The sequence below is a fragment of the Micromonospora sp. NPDC049047 genome (assembly GCF_040649135.1).
In the GTDB taxonomy this organism is placed as follows: domain Bacteria; phylum Actinomycetota; class Actinomycetes; order Mycobacteriales; family Micromonosporaceae; genus Micromonospora.
In genome coordinates this window covers 98,409-113,873 of record NZ_JBEZEY010000010.1, presented here as the reverse complement: position 1 = coordinate 113,873, position 15,465 = coordinate 98,409, and the positions used below count along the sequence as shown (strand labels likewise).

The following is a 15,465-nucleotide window of genomic DNA, read 5'->3' as shown; positions in this document are numbered from 1 at the left end:
CAGGGGACGCCGTCGGCGTCGACCCGTTCCTCTCGGGGGGATGTCATCGCCGCGCAGTGTGAACGCTGTGGACGCACGGCCGCCGACGGAGACCGCTTCTGTGGCGGCTGCGGCGCCGAGCTGGGCGCGGTGTGCCCGCACTGCCTGCGCCCGCTCGCCTCGGACGTCACGTTCTGCACGTCCTGCGGGTCGCCGCGACCGGGCGCGGACCGACCGGCCGCGGTCAGCCCGCAGGAGGACCGCCGCCGGGTGAGCGTGCTCTTCGTGGACCTGATCGACTTCACGCCGTACGTCGAGCGCACCGACCCGGAGCAGGTCCGTGGCATGCAGACCGGGTTCTTCGCCGCCGCCCGGCGGGTGGTCAGTCAGTACGGCGGGGTGGTGGAGAAGTACATCGGGGACGCGGTGATGGCGCTCTTCGGTGCCCCGATCGCCACCGAGACCGACGCGCTGCGCTGCGTACGGGCCGGCCTGGAACTGCAACGGGTGCTCACCCGGTTCGCGCCGACCGGCAGCGCCGAGCTGCGGTTCCGGGTCGGGGTGTCCACCGGGGAGGCGCTCGTCGACGTGGCCGCCGCCCGCGACGGCGGACAGGCCATCGTGGCCGGCGACGTGGTCAACACGGCCTCCCGGATGCAGTCGGTCGCCCCACCCGGCGGGGTGCTGGTCTGCGGCACCACCCACGCGCTCACCAAGGACGCGATCCGCTACGAGGAGCAGCCCCCGGTCACCCTGCGCGGCAGGTCGTCGCCGACCGAGGTGTGGCTCGCCCTGTCCCCGCTGCGTCGCCAACCCACCGACCGGGAGCCGGACACCACACCGCTTGTCGACCGGGAACACGAGCTGGGGATGCTCGTCAACGCCCTGCACCGGTCGCTGCGCGATCGGCGACCGCAGGTGGTCACCATCTTCGGCCGGGCCGGCATCGGCAAGAGCCGGCTGCTGCGGGAGCTCTACCGGCACACCGGCCGGCTGGTCGACGAGCCGCTGACCTGGCGCACCGGGCGTTGCCCGCCGTTCGGGGAGAACGTCACCTTCGCCGCGCTCGCCGACATCGTGAAGTCCGAAGCCGGCATCCTCGACACCGACCCGGCGACGAGCGCCGCGCAGCGGCTGACCGCCGCCGTCGGCGAGCTGGTCGGCCCGGGCGAGCGGGACCGGGTGGTGGACGCGCTGCGCCCGCTGGTCGGGCTGCCCGGCACGCCGCTGCCGGCCGAGGAGGCGGAGTCGGCGTGGCGTCGCTTCCTGCTGGCGCTGGCCGCCCAGCGTCCCACAGTGCTGGTCTTCGAGGACCTGCACTGGGCCGACGACGCGATGCTGCGCTTCGTGGAGCTGCTCGGGGCGGCGGCCCGCGACGTGCCGCTGCTGCTGCTCTGCACCGCCCGCCCGGAGCTTGTCGACCGGGACCCGAGCTGGGCCGGAACCATCACCGGCTCGGTGACCATCACCCTGCCGCCCCTGCGGGACACCGGCATCGCCGCGCTGTACGCGCACCTGTTCGGCCAGGCGGCGTTCTCCGCCGACATGCTTACCCCGTTGGTCGAGGTGGCCGGCGGCAACCCGCTCTACGCACACGAGTACGTCCGGATGCTCATCGAGCAGGGGGCGCTGCGCCAGTCCGGGCGGGGGTGGTCGCTGGACAAGCAACTCGAACTGGCCATGCCGGAGAGCGTGCACGCGGTGATCGCCAACCGGGTGGACCTGCTGGACGCCAAGGACCGGGCGGTGCTGCTTGCCGCGTCGGTGGTCGGCGTGCAGTTCTGGCCCGGCGCGGTCGCCACCGCGCTCGGGCAACAGGTCGAGTCGGTCGAGCGTTCGCTGCGCCGACTCGAACAACGCGACTTCGTGCACGAGCAGGCCGGGTCGACGATGGCCGGGCAGGCGGAGTTCCGGTTCCGCCACGTGCTGGTCCGCGACGTCTGCTACCAACGGTTGCCGCGCACCGAACGGGTGGCCCGGCACGAGCGGGCCGCCGACTGGCTCGACGCGCTGTCGCACTCCCGCGACACCGACCTGGCCGAGGTGCTCGCGCACCACCGCTGGGCGGCGCACGAGATCGCCCGCTCGCTGGGCATGCAGGTGCGCCGCTACGCCGGGCCGGCGCGGCAGGCGCTGCACCGGGCGGCCCGCCGGGCGTACGCGCTGCACGGGTTGGACGCGGCGGCCAGCCACGCGGGGCGGGCACTCGGCCTGGCCGACGACAGCGACCCGGTGGACCGGCTCCAGTTGGAGCTGCTCAGCACGGAGATCTCGTTCTACCGGGACGGCAACGCGTTCCTCTCCGGCGGTGGGCCGGAGCAGGTGCACACCCTCGCCGACCGGCTGCTGTCGCACGGCGACAACGCCTGCGCGGCGCGGGCGTGGACGCTGCTCGGCCAGGCCGCCTGGCTGCGCGCCGACCGCGGCGACGCGCTTGCCTGCCTGGAGCGCGCGGTGCAGCTGTTCGAGCCACTACCTGACAGTCCGCAGAAGGCGGACGCGTACGCCGAGATGGGCCGGCTGCACATGCTCAACTACGAGCGGGACCCGGCCGTCGCCGCGGCGGACACCGCCGCCGAGATCGCCGAGCAGTTGGGTCTGGCCGAGACCCAGACCAACGCCCGGATCACCGCGGCCACCGCCCGCTACCAGTCCGGAGACCGGGCCGGCCTGGACGAGCTGCACGCGATCGTCGAGTTCGCCCGGGCCAATCAACTGCTGGCGTTGCCCCGGGCCACCCAGAACCTCGCCTGGGCGATCCGGGAGGAGGGCGACTGGCTGCGGTCGAACGCCCTGCTCTCGGCCGCGCCGGCGCGGACCGCGAGCGGGCAGACCCTGACCACCAGTTACTCGGCGGAGGCGATGCGGGCCTGGTTCGACGGCGACTTCGGTCGGCTCTTCGCCGCGGCGGAGGCGTTCGTGGACACGCCCACCGGGAGTTGGGACATGCAGGTGCGCGGGTTGCGCTGCTGTCTGTTGGTGCTGCGCGACGACGAGGATCCGGACGACCTGATCGACGCGTTGGACACCGCGCGGCGCAGCGGGTTCTACCGGCTGCTCTGGACGATGCTGAGCATGGCCGCGCTGTGTCGGGCGTTGCAGGGGCGCGACGCCGAGGCGGCGGAGCTGATCGAGGAGTTGGACACGAGTTGGTCGGCGGTGCCGGCCCTGGCCAGTGGCGAGTGGATCGCCGCGGCCGCGTACGCCGCCGCCCTGAGCGGTCGGAGCGCGGCGGTGCGGGTCCGCACGATGCTGGGCCGGGTCGGGCACCGCACGCCCTGGTCGGAGGCGGCGTTGCGGACCGTGACGGCGGCCCTGGCCGCGGCGGACGGCGACCACCGGCGCTCCGCCGAGCTGCACCTTGCCGCCGCCGAGACCTACGGGCGGATCCCGGACGTCAGCGACCAGGTGTTGGCGCTCGCGCTCGCGGCGGCGGAGCTGACCCGTGCCGGCGACCCGGCCGGCGCGCGGGCGACCCGCGCGGAGGTACGCACCTTCGCGCTGCGTAACGACGCCCCCGGCCTGCTCGCCCTGGCCGGTCGGCCGATCAGCCCGACCGGACCGGCGCTGGCCTGCTGAGCGGGCGGGTCCCGGCCCCGCCGGTAGCTGTCGAACGGGGCGTCGGCCGCCGGTATGCCAACGGCCACCGAGATGGCGCTGGTCGCGCAAGAACGGACAAAGAACCCCGGTCACGACCTGCGGCGGCGGCCGTGACTTTGGAAGACGCGACACAACGCACTCCCGGAACCATGCCCTGACGTGTCACGATTCAGAGCACGGCGTGCGGACGGGCGTCGAGGGTCGCGCCGCGAGGCGCGTTAAGGGGGATGTCCGGGTGTCAGCGGGTGGTGCCCGCCGGGGACGGCGGGACAACGGGCTCGACGCGAACGAGTACGCCGTCGTCGGCGACGTCGATCCGCGCGTCGGTGAGCACCTGCTCGACGTGCTGGCCGCCGGTGGGATCGCCGCCTACCTGCAACCCTCGGCCGATCTCAATCCGGTCACCCGCACCACCACAGTGCCGGCCCGGCCGGTCGACAGGCTCTACGTCGACCGCTCGCACCTGACCACCGCCCGGGACTATCTCTCCCAGCTCGCCGACGAGACCACCCCCGAGCAGCCGCCCGCCCGCGACGAACCGGACATCGACGCCGAGTGGGCGCGGATCGTGGCGAGTTTCCACACCTCCTCCACCACCGGCGAGCACCCGTGGCCGGCCGCGGAGAACGTCGACGAACGGGACGAGCCGACCGCCGGCCCGCTGACCCGCTCGGGGACCGACGAGCCCGGCCCGACCGCCACCGACACCCGCCGGCTGCCCTCCGCCACCGACATCTCCGGGATCTCGGTGGGGCGCGGCACCCGGCCGGACGAGCCGTCGCTGCTGGACGGGTTGGACACCTTCGGGGCCGACCTGCCCGACGACGAGGACGACGAGGGTTACCACCCGCCCCCGCCGCCGCCGCTGCCCCGGGTCAGCAAGTACGCGGTGGTCGGTGCGCTCGGCGTGATCGTCGGGTTCGTGCTCTTCCTCTTCCCGGGCCTGCTCCCGGTGGACCGCTCGGCGGTCACCCTGTTCGGGTTCACCGGCATCCTGGCCGGTTTCGTCACGCTGATCTGGCGGCTGCGCCCGGGCGACGAGGACGAGGACGACCCGGACAACGGCGCCGTCGTCTGATCCCGGCCCGCATCCCGGGACGGCGCAGACCCGCCGATCGCGTAACAGTGGTGTAACTTACTGTCAGTAGGAATACCGCTGTACGTCACTTCCCCCGCTGACTGACCGGTTTTCCCTTCCTCGTGGCGGTCAGTCCTCTGCTGATCGGAATGCCCGAGATGCGACAGAGTTCTCTCGTGGTGGTGGCCAACCGCCTCCCCATCGACGACAGCCAGGCACCCGACGGGGCCTGCGAGTGGCGGCGCAGCCCCGGCGGGTTGGTGAGCGCGCTGCATCCACTCCTGCGGCACACTCCGGCGACCTGGGTCGGTTGGGCCGGCGGCACCGGCCCGGCCCCCGCCCTACCGGACGTCGACGGCGTCCGGATGCACACCGTCGCACTCAGCCCGGAAGACCTCCGCGACCACTACGAGGGGTTCGCCAACGCCACCCTCTGGCCGCTCTACCACGACGCCGTCGAGCAGCCGCAGCACCACCGGCGGTGGTGGGAGGCGTACCAACGGGTCAACCAACGTTTCGCCGAGGCGACCGCCGAGGTCACCGAGCAGGGCGGGGTGGTCTGGGTGCAGGACTACCACCTGCAACTGGTCCCCGGTCTGCTGCGCACGCTCCGTCCGGACCTGCGCATCGGCTTCTTCCTGCACGTGCCGTTCCCGCCGCCGGAGCTGTTCATGCAGTTGCCGCGCCGGGCCGAACTGCTGCGCGGGATGCTCGGTGCCGACCTGGTCGGCTTCCAGCGCGTGCAGGCGGCGCACAACTTCGCCCAACTGGTGACCAGGGTGCTTGAGCTGCCGGCCACCGACCGCCGGATCGGCATCGACGACCGGGTCGTGCGCATCGGCGCGTTCCCGGTCTCCATCGACACCGCCGAGATGGGTGCGCTCGCCGCCCGCCCGGACGTCGCCGCCCGCGCCCGCCGGCTACGCCAGGACCTCGGCGACCCCCGGCAGGTCATCCTCAGCGTGGACCGGATGGACTACACGAAGGGCATCGAGCAGCGCCTCAAGGCGTACAGCGAACTGCTCGCCAGCGGCGACGTCAAGGTCCGCGACACGGTGTTGGTGCAGGTCGCGATGCCGAGCCGGGAACGCGTCGGCCAATACCAGATCCTGCGGGAGCGGATCGAGCGCGAGGTGGGTCGGATCAACGGCGAGTTCGGCCGGGTCGGCGAGCCGGCGATCCACTACCTCACCCAGCCCTTCGACCGAGCCGAGTTGGCCGCGCTCTACCGGGTCGCCGACGTGATGGCGGTGACCCCGCTGCGCGACGGGATGAACCTCGTCGCCAAGGAGTACGTGGCCGCCCGGGTGGACGACACCGGTGCCCTGTTGCTCAGCGAGTTCGCCGGCACCGCCGCCGAACTCTCCCAGGCGTACCTGGTCAACCCGCACGATCTGGAGGGGCTCAAGCAGGGCCTCTGCGCGGCGTTGCGGGCCGACCCGGCCGACACCACGCAACGGATGCGGGCCATGCGCGCCCACCTGGAGGAGCACGACATCCGGGCCTGGGCCCGCTCCTACCTGCACGCGCTGGATGAGCACGGCGCCCTGGTCAACCGCCTGACCAGCACCGACGTCGATCCCGGCGGCGTCATCCCCGGCGACGTCGACCCGGACGCCGCCACCTCCGCCGGCGACGCCGTGGTGCCCCGACCCGCCACCCCCACCGCCGGCTCGGCCATCCGCCAGAGCAGCGGCTGACCGGCCCGTGCGCTCAGTGCGCGGTGGGTTCCTTCTCCAGCCAGTCCAGGATCGCGTCGATCGGCTCCACCCACCGCGCGTCGAGCATCAGGTCGTGGCCCATCCCGGGAAAGAGCAACGGGGCCGAATCGTACCGGCGGGCCACCCGGGTCAACGTCGACGCCGGCACCACCCGGTCGTCCGGGCTGCCCAGCACCAGCACCGGCGGGCTGCCCACGGCCGGCTCGGCCGCCGGCTCGCCCAGCAGCTCCCACTGCGCCCGCCGGCCCGCCCGACCGAGTCGTCCGACGTACCTCCGGGCCTCCTCGTCGGGCAACTCGCGGCTGAACAACTGCCCACTGTTGAGCCGCAACGGCCCACCGAACACCGCCGGCAACGTGCCCCCAGGGTTGCGGCGCAACGCCGTACCCAACGCTCCCCAGCCGCCGAAGACCGGCGCCACGAGCACCGCGCCGCGCGCCGGATAACGGGCCATCGCGTGCGCCACCACAAGCGCCCCGGCGCCGTGCCCCACCAGCACCGTCTGCCGTGGCAGGCTCGCGGCCACCTGAACCACGTCGTGCGCGTACGCGCGCAGCGTCGCCTCCGGCGCCGGCTCACTGCCCCCGTGCCCGCGCAGGCTCACCGCGTACGCCGGGAAGCCCCGCGACGCCGCGTGACCCAGCCAGTGCTCGGCGAACACCCACGCGCCGTGCCCGAACCCGGGAACGAAGAGCAGCGGAGGTCGACCCTGCTCCACCTCGGGGACGGCGCTGAGCACCTCCCGCCGAGCCGGTCGGACCGGACGCGACCACTCCCGGCCCCGCATGATCCGCAGCTCAGTCACTTGTCTGCCCTTCGTTCGCGACTACCGGTCCGGTTCACTTGCCCTCCAGCTCGACAAGCGCGCGCTGCACCGCGCGCAGATAGTCGGCGTGACCGACCTCGAACCAGTGCCGGCTGCTCTCCTTGACCTGACCGGAGTAGCGCTCCCCGGCCCGCTCCCGCACCCGCCGCGCGAACGCGGCGGCCCGCTCCGGCCGATCCCGGCGGGCTTGCAGGAGCCGGGCGAAGAGCACCGTCTGCCAGTGCGACAGGGTGAACAACCCGGAATCCGGCTGCACCAGGCCGGCGACGGCAAGCGTCGGGTGCCCCGGGGTGAACGCGTTGAGCCACAGGGTGGGCCGGCCCGCCCCGGCGCTGTCGGCGAACACCGACGCGTCGAGGAACTCGAAGCGCGGCAGGTAGCCGGTGGCGAAGATGACCACCTCGGGGTCGATCTCGCGGCCGTCGGCCAGCTCCACGGCGTACGGGTGGAACCGGGCGATGTCCGGCACCGGGCCGATCCCGCCGTGGCCCACGTAGTAGACGAGCTGGCTGTTGGCGATCGGGTGCGTCTCGTACACCCGGTGGTCGGGCTTGGGCAGGCCGAAGCGGGTCAGGTCGCCGACGGTCAACCGCAGCGTCCAGTGGTAGAGCCACTGCCGCACCCGCAGGGGCACGCGCAGCGCCAGCAGGCTGTCGTTCACCTGGTCGGCCGGGCGGCCGAGCACGTACTTCGGCGCGTACCAGTAGCCGCGCCGGGTCGAGTGCCAGCAACGTGACGCCTGCTGGGCGGCCTCGACGGCGATGTCACAGCCGGTGTTGCCGGCGCCGACCACAAGCACCCGCTTACCGCGCAACTGCGCCGGGTCCTTGTAGGACGAGGCGTGCATGATCTCGCCGCGGAACTCCTCAAGGCCCTCGTAGCGGGGCAGCTTCGGCGACCAGTTGTGCCCGTTGGCGATCACCACGGCGGCGTACCGGGAGGTGCGCTCCGGGCCGTATCCGCCGGTGGAGCGGGTGGTCACGTCCCACCGCTCCCCCTCGGCGGGCTCGACCCGGACCACCTCGGTGCCGAACCAGATGTGCGAGCGCAGGTCGAAGTGGTCGGCGTACCGCTCGAAGTACGACAGCACCTGACTGTGGTGCGGGTAGTCCGGCCAGGAGTCCGGCATCGGGAAGTCCGGGAACTGGGTGAACGGCTTCGACGAGATCAGGTGGGTGCTGGCGTACACCGGGCTGCGGTCGTGCCGCCAGTTCCAGGCGCCGCCGACGCCCGTCTCCCGTTCGTAGCAGTCCACGCCGAAGCCGTGCTCGCGCAGGTTCTTGATGGCCGTCAGGCCGCTGGCCCCGGCCCCGATGACGCACACCGTGTCGCCCCGGTCGGAGATCGGGCGGCCGTCGCCGCTGGGCGCGGAGGAGGTCGCCTCCGGGTCGGGCCGGCCGTGGTCGGTGGAGGTGGACACCGGGACATCTCCTTTTGGTACGGCAGGCGTGCCGGTCGCCGCGAAATCCTCTCCACAACCGGGCCGGATGTCCAGTCCTGGCCCGGATGGGTCGACTGTCGAGCCGGTCGGGGGTCAGCCGGTGGTGGGCAGCAGCAGGTCGACGAGGACCGGGAAGTGGTCGCTGGCCCGGCGGGTCTGCGGAGTGTCCACCACGTCGTAGTCGACAACGGTGATCCGCGGGTCGACGAAGAGCGCGTCGATGCGTCGGCGCGGGTCGGCGCAGGAGTAGGTGAGCCGCTCGGCCCGGTCGGCCGCCACCGCGGCGTCGGTCAACCCACGCGACACGGTGGCCCAGGCGGGCCCGTCCGGGCCCTCGTTGAGGTCCGCCCCGGCCAGCACCGGGCTGGTCGCCGCGTCCAGGCCGCGCTTGAACTCGGCGGCCTGCGTGGGCCGCTCAGCCGGGTCGGTGGACAGGTGCGAGCCGGCCACTGTGAACCGGGCGTCGCCGATCCGGCAGTCGGCGTACGCGGCGCCGCGCAGGTGCCGGCCGGGGGTCAGCGGGAAGCGTTGGCACCGGGTGCCCGACACCCGCACCCGCAGGCTGGTCAGCAGCAGGTTGCCAAGCGCGGGCAGCCCACCGGCGGCCACCACCAGACCGAACGACTCGGCCAGCGTGGCGGACTTCTGCCGCCACCGGAACCGGCGCGGCCCCTCCTGCACGATCACCACGTCGGGCCGCGCGGCCCGGACCACCGCCGCCAGCGCGGCGGTGTCGTCGCGTTGGCTGTGGATGTTGTACGACACCACGCGCAGCGGCACACCCATCGCGGACCGCTTCAGATCCGGTGGGCCAGATCGGCGGCGCCGATCACTCCGGCGCTGTTGCCCAGCTCGGCCGGGAGCACCTCGGCCACCGGCAGGCGACCGCGCTGGGAGAGCGCGTCGAGGTACGAGCGGCGCGTCGGGCCGAGCAGCAGGTCACCGGCGTCGATCACACCGCCGCCGACCACCAGGGTCTGCGGGTCGAGGATCTGCGCCATGTCGGCGAGGCTGGTGCCCAGCCATCGGCCGATCTGCGCGAACGCCTCGGCGGAGACGGGGTCGCCGCCCTGCGCGGCGGCGGTCACCATCGGCCCGGTGATCGCCTCGGCCTCACCGCCGGCCAGGTCGAGCAGCGCGGTGGCCCGGTGGGGCTCCTGCCGGGCGCCGGCTCGGGCGAAGCGCACCAGGGCACTGCCGCTGGCGTACTGCTCGATGCAGCCGAGCCGGCCGCAGCCGCACTGGTGCCCGTCCGGCACGGCAAGCATGTGGCCCAGCTCCGCGGCGATGCCGTGCGCGCCGCGCATCAGGTCGCCGCCGAGGACGATGCCGCCACCCACCCCCGTACCGATCGTGAACATGATCATCGAGTCGTCGGCGTCGCGGGCCGCGCCGTAGCGGAACTCGGCCCAGGCGGCCACGTTTCCGTCGTTCTCCACGATCACCGGCAGGCCGACGGCCTCGCTGACGTACTCCCGCAGCGGTTCGTCCCGCCAGGCCAGATTGGGGGCGAAGAGCACAGTCGAGCGGCTGGCGTCGATCCAGCCGGCCGCGCCGATGCCGACGGCCTCGATCGTCCGCCCGGCCGCCAGTTCGCCGACCAGCTCGATGATGACGTCGCGGGTCTTGCCGACGTCATCGGCAGGGGTGTCCCGTCGGGTCTGCACGAGGACCGTGCCGGTGTCGTCCACGACACCGCCGGCCACCTTCGTGCCACCGACGTCGACTCCGATGGTCAGCGTCACCGCTGCCGCTCCCCTCTACTGTCCGGCCCGTGTCCCGGCGGCATGCCGGTCCGGGTCGGGATGTCCCGCGCTCAGGCGCCGTCGCCCGGAGCTTGCGCTCCGGTGTCGTCCGGCACCCGCGAAGCGGGCACCGCGGGATGAGTGGTCGGTGCCGGTACGGTCGCCGGCCCGGCGTCGTCGACGGGTGGTACGGCGGCCGGGGCGAGTGGGTCCGCCGTCCGGGTGGCGACCGACCAGACATCCCGCTCCGGCGCCGGCTGAGAATCATGCCCGCTGCGGGTGGCATCGCGCCACACGTGTTCGTCGCCGGTCCCGCGGGACCTGTCGTCGGGGGCTGGCTCGGAGAGCACGTCCTCGGTGCTCGCGGCGGGTGCCGACGGTCGCGCGGTGGTCGGCTCGGGGCCCGAACCGGGTGGGCTCGTCGGGGGCGCCGACACCGGGGAGAACGCGCGGAGCAGGCTGGCGACGCCCGCCGCGAGATCACCGGCGCCGGTCGCGAGCCGTTCGGCGAATTCTGGACTCGGCTCACGTAATGCGGAGATGCCCCGACAGACCGGGCAGACGCAGCATTCGGGCGATCCGGTGGCGAAAGTGCCGCCGGTGCCGCGCCGCCCGTCCGCGTCGTCACTGTGACCGAGGACACCGGCCAACACCCCGCCCAGCGAGCCGAACGCGCCGCCCGCCGAGCCGGCGGAGGCCAGTCGCGCCCCCGCGAGCAGCGTGGCGACCAAGCGCTCCGCCTCTTCCCGGGCCGAACCCGGATCCGTTCCGCCCACCCTCGGCTCCTCTACCGTGCCACCGGACCCGTCACTGCGCCGCACCGGTTGCTTCTACCCGGCGCTTGAGCTGCTTCAACGCGGTGTCCATGATCATCTTTTCGGCCTTGCGCCGAAACATCCCGAGCATCCCCACCGACAGGTCGACCTCAAGCGTGTAGGTCACCGTCGTGCTGCCGTCCGGGTTACCCACCAGGTCGTACGAACCACGCTGGGACTTCTGCATCTTCGAGGGAGCGACAAGGTGCCACTCGATCCGGGAGACGTCCTCGGCGTACTCGTAGGCGAGCACGTACTCGTCGGCCATCACCCCGGCGTCGATGGTGAAGCGCACCTGACTGGCGTAGCCGTCCTCGTACTCCTCGACGACCTCGGCACGGCGGACCGCGTCGGTCCACTCCGGGTAGGCCGCGAAGTCGCAGATGACCGCCGTCACCCGTTCCGGTGCGGCGCCGATGATGATCGACTGGGTGGAGGAGTCCGCCATGGGGGGAGGCTACCCGGCGGGCCGCGGCCGCACGCCGCGCCGCCCTCGCCGCGCCGCCGCGCGCCGTCTCGCCCCGCGCCGTCTTGCCCCGCGCCCCCGCCCGGCGCCGTCTCGCGCCGCCTCGCCCCGCCGCGTCGCCGCGCACCCGCCGGGCCGCCCGGGGCCCGCCGGAGGCCGGGACCGCGCCGGGCCTTGGCAGTGTGCCGGTGCTCACCGGGTAGGTTTCGACACAGCCATCGTCCATCGGCGGTGGCCGGCCCGGCCAGTGCGAGCACGAAGGAGTGCAGGTGCGCGAGTTCTCCGTCCCGCCGATCGTCACAGTTGGCGACGCGGCCAACCTCACCGATCCGGTCTGGGACAACGCCGAGGCCGCGCCCGACGTCGTCCAGTTCGCCCGCCCCGTCCCCGGCGCCGAGGGCACCGTCACCGCCTGGGCCGAGGTGACCTGCCGGCAGTTCCGCGACGAGGTGGCCGCGGTGGCCCGAGGACTGATCGCCGCCGGCATCGAGCCGGGTGCCCGGGTCGGGCTGATGAGCCGCACCCGGTACGAGTGGACGCTGCTCGACTACGCCATCTGGACCGTCGGAGCGGTCACCGTGCCGATCTACGAGACGTCCAGCGCCGAACAGGCCGCGTGGATCATCGAGGATTCCAACGCGGTCGCCGTCGTGGTGGAGACCGCTGCGCACGCCGCCCTGATCGCCGGTGTCCGACAGCGCCTGCCCGAGCTGGCCCAGGTCTGGCAGATCGACCTCGGCGGAGTCGACAAGCTGGTCAGCACCGGCGCCACTGTCGAGCTGGCCGAGGTCGAGCGGCGGCGCAAGGCGGTCGGTGCCGACGACCTGGCCACCATCATCTACACCAGCGGCACCACCGGCCGTCCCAAGGGCTGCGTGCTGACCCACCGCAACATGTACGCCGACATCGCCAACGCGGTGCCGGTGCTGCCGAACCTGTTCAACGCCGGCGCGTCCACCCTGCTCTTCCTCCCGCTGGCGCACGCCTTCGCCCGGCTGATCCAGATCGGCGTCGTGCAGGCGCGGGCCACCATGGCGCACTGCTCCGACACCAAGAACCTGGTCGCCGAGCTGCAGGCGTTCCGGCCCACCTTCGTGCTCTCCGTACCCCGGGTGTTCGAGAAGGTCTACAACGCCGCCAAGCAGAAGGCCGAGGCCGACGGCAAGGGCGGCATCTTCGCCCGTGCCGAGCAGGTGGCCATCGCGTACAGCGAGGCTCTGGAGACCCCGGGCGGACCGGGCCTGGCGTTGCGCGCCCAGCACGTGGTCTTCGACCGGCTGGTCTACGGCAAGCTGCGCGCCGCGCTCGGTGGGCGGTGCCGTGACGCCATCTCCGGCGGGGCGCCGCTCGGCGCCCGGCTCGGGCACTTCTTCCGAGGCATCGGCGTGACGATCCTGGAGGGCTACGGCCTGACCGAGACCTCACCCGCCGCCGCGGCGAACCTGCCGAGCGGCACCCGGATCGGCACCGTCGGCCGCCCACTGCCCGGGGTGACAGTGCGGATCGAGGACGACGGCGAGATCCTGATCTCCGGCGAACTGGTCTTCCAGGGTTACTGGCGCAACGAGGCGGCGACCGCCGAGGCGCTCAGCGCCGACGGGTGGTTCCGGACCGGCGACCTGGGCCAGCTCGACGCCGACGGCTACCTGAGCATCACCGGGCGCAAGAAGGAACTGATCGTCACCGCCAGCGGCAAGAACGTCGCCCCGGCGGTGCTTGAGGACCTGGTCCGGGCGCACCCGTTGATCAGCCAGTGTGTCGTCGTCGGTGACCGCAAGCCGTTCATCGCGGCGCTTGTCACTGTCGACGAGGAGGCGCTGCCGGCCTGGTTGGAGGGCGCCGGGATGCCCGCCGACACCCCGGTCGAGCGGCTACGGGAGCACGAGGCCCTGCGTAAGGAGATCCAGACCGCGATCGACACCGCGAACCAGGCCGTCTCCAAGGCCGAGGCGATCAAGACGTTCCGGGTGCTGCCGCGCGACTTCACCGAGGCGACCGGCGAGCTGACCCCGTCGCTCAAGGTCAAGCGCCAGGTCGTCCACAAGACGTACGCGGCGGACATCGCCGATATCTACCGAGGCTGACTACCATCCGTCACGTGCCCGCATCCACAGCCACCGCACCGCACCCGCATCCCCTCGCCGCGGCCGCCCGCCTGGTGATGCTGGCGCTGGTCGCCATCCTGACCCTCTTCGCCACCCGCGACGTCACCCAGTTGTGGTGGATCGCGCTGCTGGCGGTGGCTGGGCTGCCGTCCCTGCTGGCCCCGCAGCACCGGCTGATCGCCCCGCTGAGTCGGGTGGCCGAGGTGGTGGTGCTGGGCCTGGCCGCGAGCCAGGTGGCCGCTGTGGCGTCGATCGGCACCGTCGACGGGCTCGGCGCCTCGGCGGTGCTGCCCTACCTGGCGGTCCCGGTGACCGTCACCGCGCTGCGCCGCCACTTCCGCGAAGGCGCCGCCCTGCTCGCCGTCACCGCCGTCACCCTGCTGGTCAGCGGTGCGCTCACCACCGTCGGCGGGGAACTCCAGCTCGGCCAGCCGGGATACCTCGCGGTCTGCGCGCAGTGGCTGATCCTGGCGGCACTGGGCCTCTACGCGGCCGGCACCCTGCACCGGGTGATGGTGGTCCGCGGTGAGGGCAAGCCCCAGCCGTACGCCGAGGCGACCCGGCTCCTGACCCAGCTGCGCACGGTGGCCCGCCAGCTGCCCGGCGCCACCCTGGATCCGGGCGGCATCTCCGAGCACCTGCTGGAGGAGCTGCGCACTGTGGCCCAGACGGACCGCGGCGCGGTGCTGTCGGCAAGCGGCGGCGGCCGGCTGGTGGTGCTCGCCCAATCCGGCGTCGACCGGGTGGACTGGGAGACGACGCTCGACGCGGACTCGGCGATCGCCGACGCCTGGGCCAGCCAGCAGGCCACGACGGCCGCCCGCTCGCAGTCCCGCTCGCACCGGGGGCCGGACGTGTCAGCGCTCATCGTTCCGCTTGTCGCAGGGGTGCGCACTGTGGGGCTGGTGGTGCTGGAGGCGGACGTCGCGCAGGCGTACCCACCGCCGGTGGTGTCCCGGGTGACCGCGCTGACCCGCCCGGCCGCGCTGCGGTTGGAGGCGGCGCTGCTCTTCGACGAGGTGCGCTCGCTGGCCACCAACGAGGAACGGCAGCGGCTGGCCCGGGAGATCCACGACGGGGTGGCGCAGGAGTTGGTGATGGTCGGCTACGGCATCGACAACGCCATGGCCACCGTCTTCGACGACGCCGACGAGACGGCCGAGGCCCTGCGTACGCTGCGCGGCGAGGTGACCCGGGTGATCACCGAGCTGCGGCTGAGCCTCTTCGAGCTGCGCAGTGAGGTGGACCGGCAGGGTGGGCTGGCCGCGGCCATCGCCGAGTACGCGCGCACCGTGGGCGCGTCCGGCGGGCTGCGCGTACACCTCTCGCTTGACGAGTCCACCGCCCGGCTGCCGGCCGCCACCGAGGCCGAGTTGCTGCGCATCGCCCAGGAGGCGGTTACCAACGCGCGCAAGCACGCCGGCGCCTCGAATTTGTGGGTCACCTGCGAGGTCGACCCCCCGTACGCGCAAATAGAAGTGTCGGATGACGGTCAGGGGATGGCTGACCAGCGCCCCGACGGACGGTACGGTCTTGCGATCATGGCCGAGAGGGCGGAACGTATCCGGGGCCGGTTGGAGATCAGGCCGCGGCAACCCAGTGGCACGACAGTGGCCGTGGTTGTCGGCACCTCGTCCCGCCGAGATAACGTGCGCGACAGCGCAGCACCAGAAGGGGAGTAACCCGAGG

Annotated in this window: 10 protein-coding genes and 1 pseudogene; 5 read left to right on the top strand and 6 right to left on the bottom strand. The window is 72.9% G+C overall.

From position 1 onward, the window contains the following. Nucleotides 1-45: 45 nt before the first annotated feature. From AB0B86_RS18165 to AB0B86_RS18155, 3 genes and pseudogenes are all read left to right on the top strand, one after another. Nucleotides 46-3,558, top strand: a complete 3,513-nt coding sequence (locus AB0B86_RS18165; RefSeq protein ID WP_357408564.1) for an adenylate/guanylate cyclase domain-containing protein — start codon at nucleotides 46-48, stop codon at nucleotides 3,556-3,558. A gap of 256 nt (nucleotides 3,559-3,814) precedes the next feature. Beyond that, nucleotides 3,815-4,657 (top strand): DUF308 domain-containing protein, encoded by an 843-nt coding sequence (locus tag AB0B86_RS18160; protein ID WP_357408379.1) that lies wholly within the window; start codon nucleotides 3,815-3,817, stop codon nucleotides 4,655-4,657. A 158-nt stretch (nucleotides 4,658-4,815) separates the two neighbouring features. After that, nucleotides 4,816-6,228, top strand: a pseudogene (locus AB0B86_RS18155) (trehalose-6-phosphate synthase); the annotation flags it as partial. Between the two features lie 142 nt (nucleotides 6,229-6,370). On the opposite strand, the gene AB0B86_RS18150 reads toward AB0B86_RS18155, so the two are convergent. The 6 genes from AB0B86_RS18150 to AB0B86_RS18125 form a co-directional block, all read right to left on the bottom strand. Further along, nucleotides 6,371-7,165, bottom strand: a complete 795-nt coding sequence (locus tag AB0B86_RS18150) for an alpha/beta fold hydrolase (RefSeq protein WP_357408562.1) — start codon at nucleotides 7,163-7,165, stop codon at nucleotides 6,371-6,373. A 52-nt stretch (nucleotides 7,166-7,217) separates the two neighbouring features. Continuing rightward, the gene (locus AB0B86_RS18145; RefSeq protein ID WP_357418690.1) at nucleotides 7,218-8,624 is read right to left on the bottom strand and encodes an NAD(P)-binding domain-containing protein; all 1,407 of its coding nucleotides are present in this window, start codon (nucleotides 8,622-8,624) and stop codon (nucleotides 7,218-7,220) included. A gap of 114 nt (nucleotides 8,625-8,738) precedes the next feature. After that, entirely contained in the window at nucleotides 8,739-9,431 is a 693-nt protein-coding gene (locus AB0B86_RS18140) for an endonuclease/exonuclease/phosphatase family protein (RefSeq protein WP_357418688.1), read from the bottom strand. An 11-nt stretch (nucleotides 9,432-9,442) separates the two neighbouring features. Continuing rightward, nucleotides 9,443-10,390, bottom strand: a complete 948-nt coding sequence (locus tag AB0B86_RS18135; protein ID WP_357418686.1) for an ROK family glucokinase — start codon at nucleotides 10,388-10,390, stop codon at nucleotides 9,443-9,445. Nucleotides 10,391-10,461: 71 nt separating this feature from the next. After that, a complete protein-coding gene (locus AB0B86_RS18130) occupies nucleotides 10,462-11,166 on the bottom strand; it encodes a hypothetical protein (protein WP_357418683.1) in 705 nt (234 codons plus the stop codon). Nucleotides 11,167-11,197: 31 nt separating this feature from the next. Further along, nucleotides 11,198-11,653, bottom strand: coding sequence for an SRPBCC family protein (locus AB0B86_RS18125; protein WP_357418681.1), 456 nt, complete (start codon nucleotides 11,651-11,653; stop codon nucleotides 11,198-11,200). A 287-nt stretch (nucleotides 11,654-11,940) separates the two neighbouring features. Here AB0B86_RS18125 and AB0B86_RS18120 point away from each other — a divergent pair, with 287 nt between their 5' ends. Together AB0B86_RS18120 and AB0B86_RS18115 are read left to right on the top strand one after the other, a co-directional pair. Continuing rightward, nucleotides 11,941-13,755 (top strand): AMP-dependent synthetase/ligase, encoded by a 1,815-nt coding sequence (locus AB0B86_RS18120; RefSeq protein WP_357410866.1) that lies wholly within the window; start codon nucleotides 11,941-11,943, stop codon nucleotides 13,753-13,755. A gap of 14 nt (nucleotides 13,756-13,769) precedes the next feature. Next, nucleotides 13,770-15,458 (top strand): GAF domain-containing sensor histidine kinase, encoded by a 1,689-nt coding sequence (locus AB0B86_RS18115; RefSeq protein WP_357410868.1) that lies wholly within the window; start codon nucleotides 13,770-13,772, stop codon nucleotides 15,456-15,458. Nucleotides 15,459-15,465: the final 7 nt, after the last annotated feature.

What these genes read in the sequence shown, in the direction of transcription:
- AB0B86_RS18150 (WP_357408562.1), bottom strand. Translation starts at nt 7,165, where the DNA reads ATGCGGGGCCGGGAGTGGTCGCGTCCGGTCCGACCGGCTCGGCGGGAG.
- AB0B86_RS18140 (WP_357418688.1), bottom strand. Translation starts at nt 9,431, where the DNA reads ATGGGTGTGCCGCTGCGCGTGGTGTCGTACAACATCCACAGCCAACGC.
- AB0B86_RS18125 (WP_357418681.1), bottom strand. Translation starts at nt 11,653, where the DNA reads ATGGCGGACTCCTCCACCCAGTCGATCATCATCGGCGCCGCACCGGAA.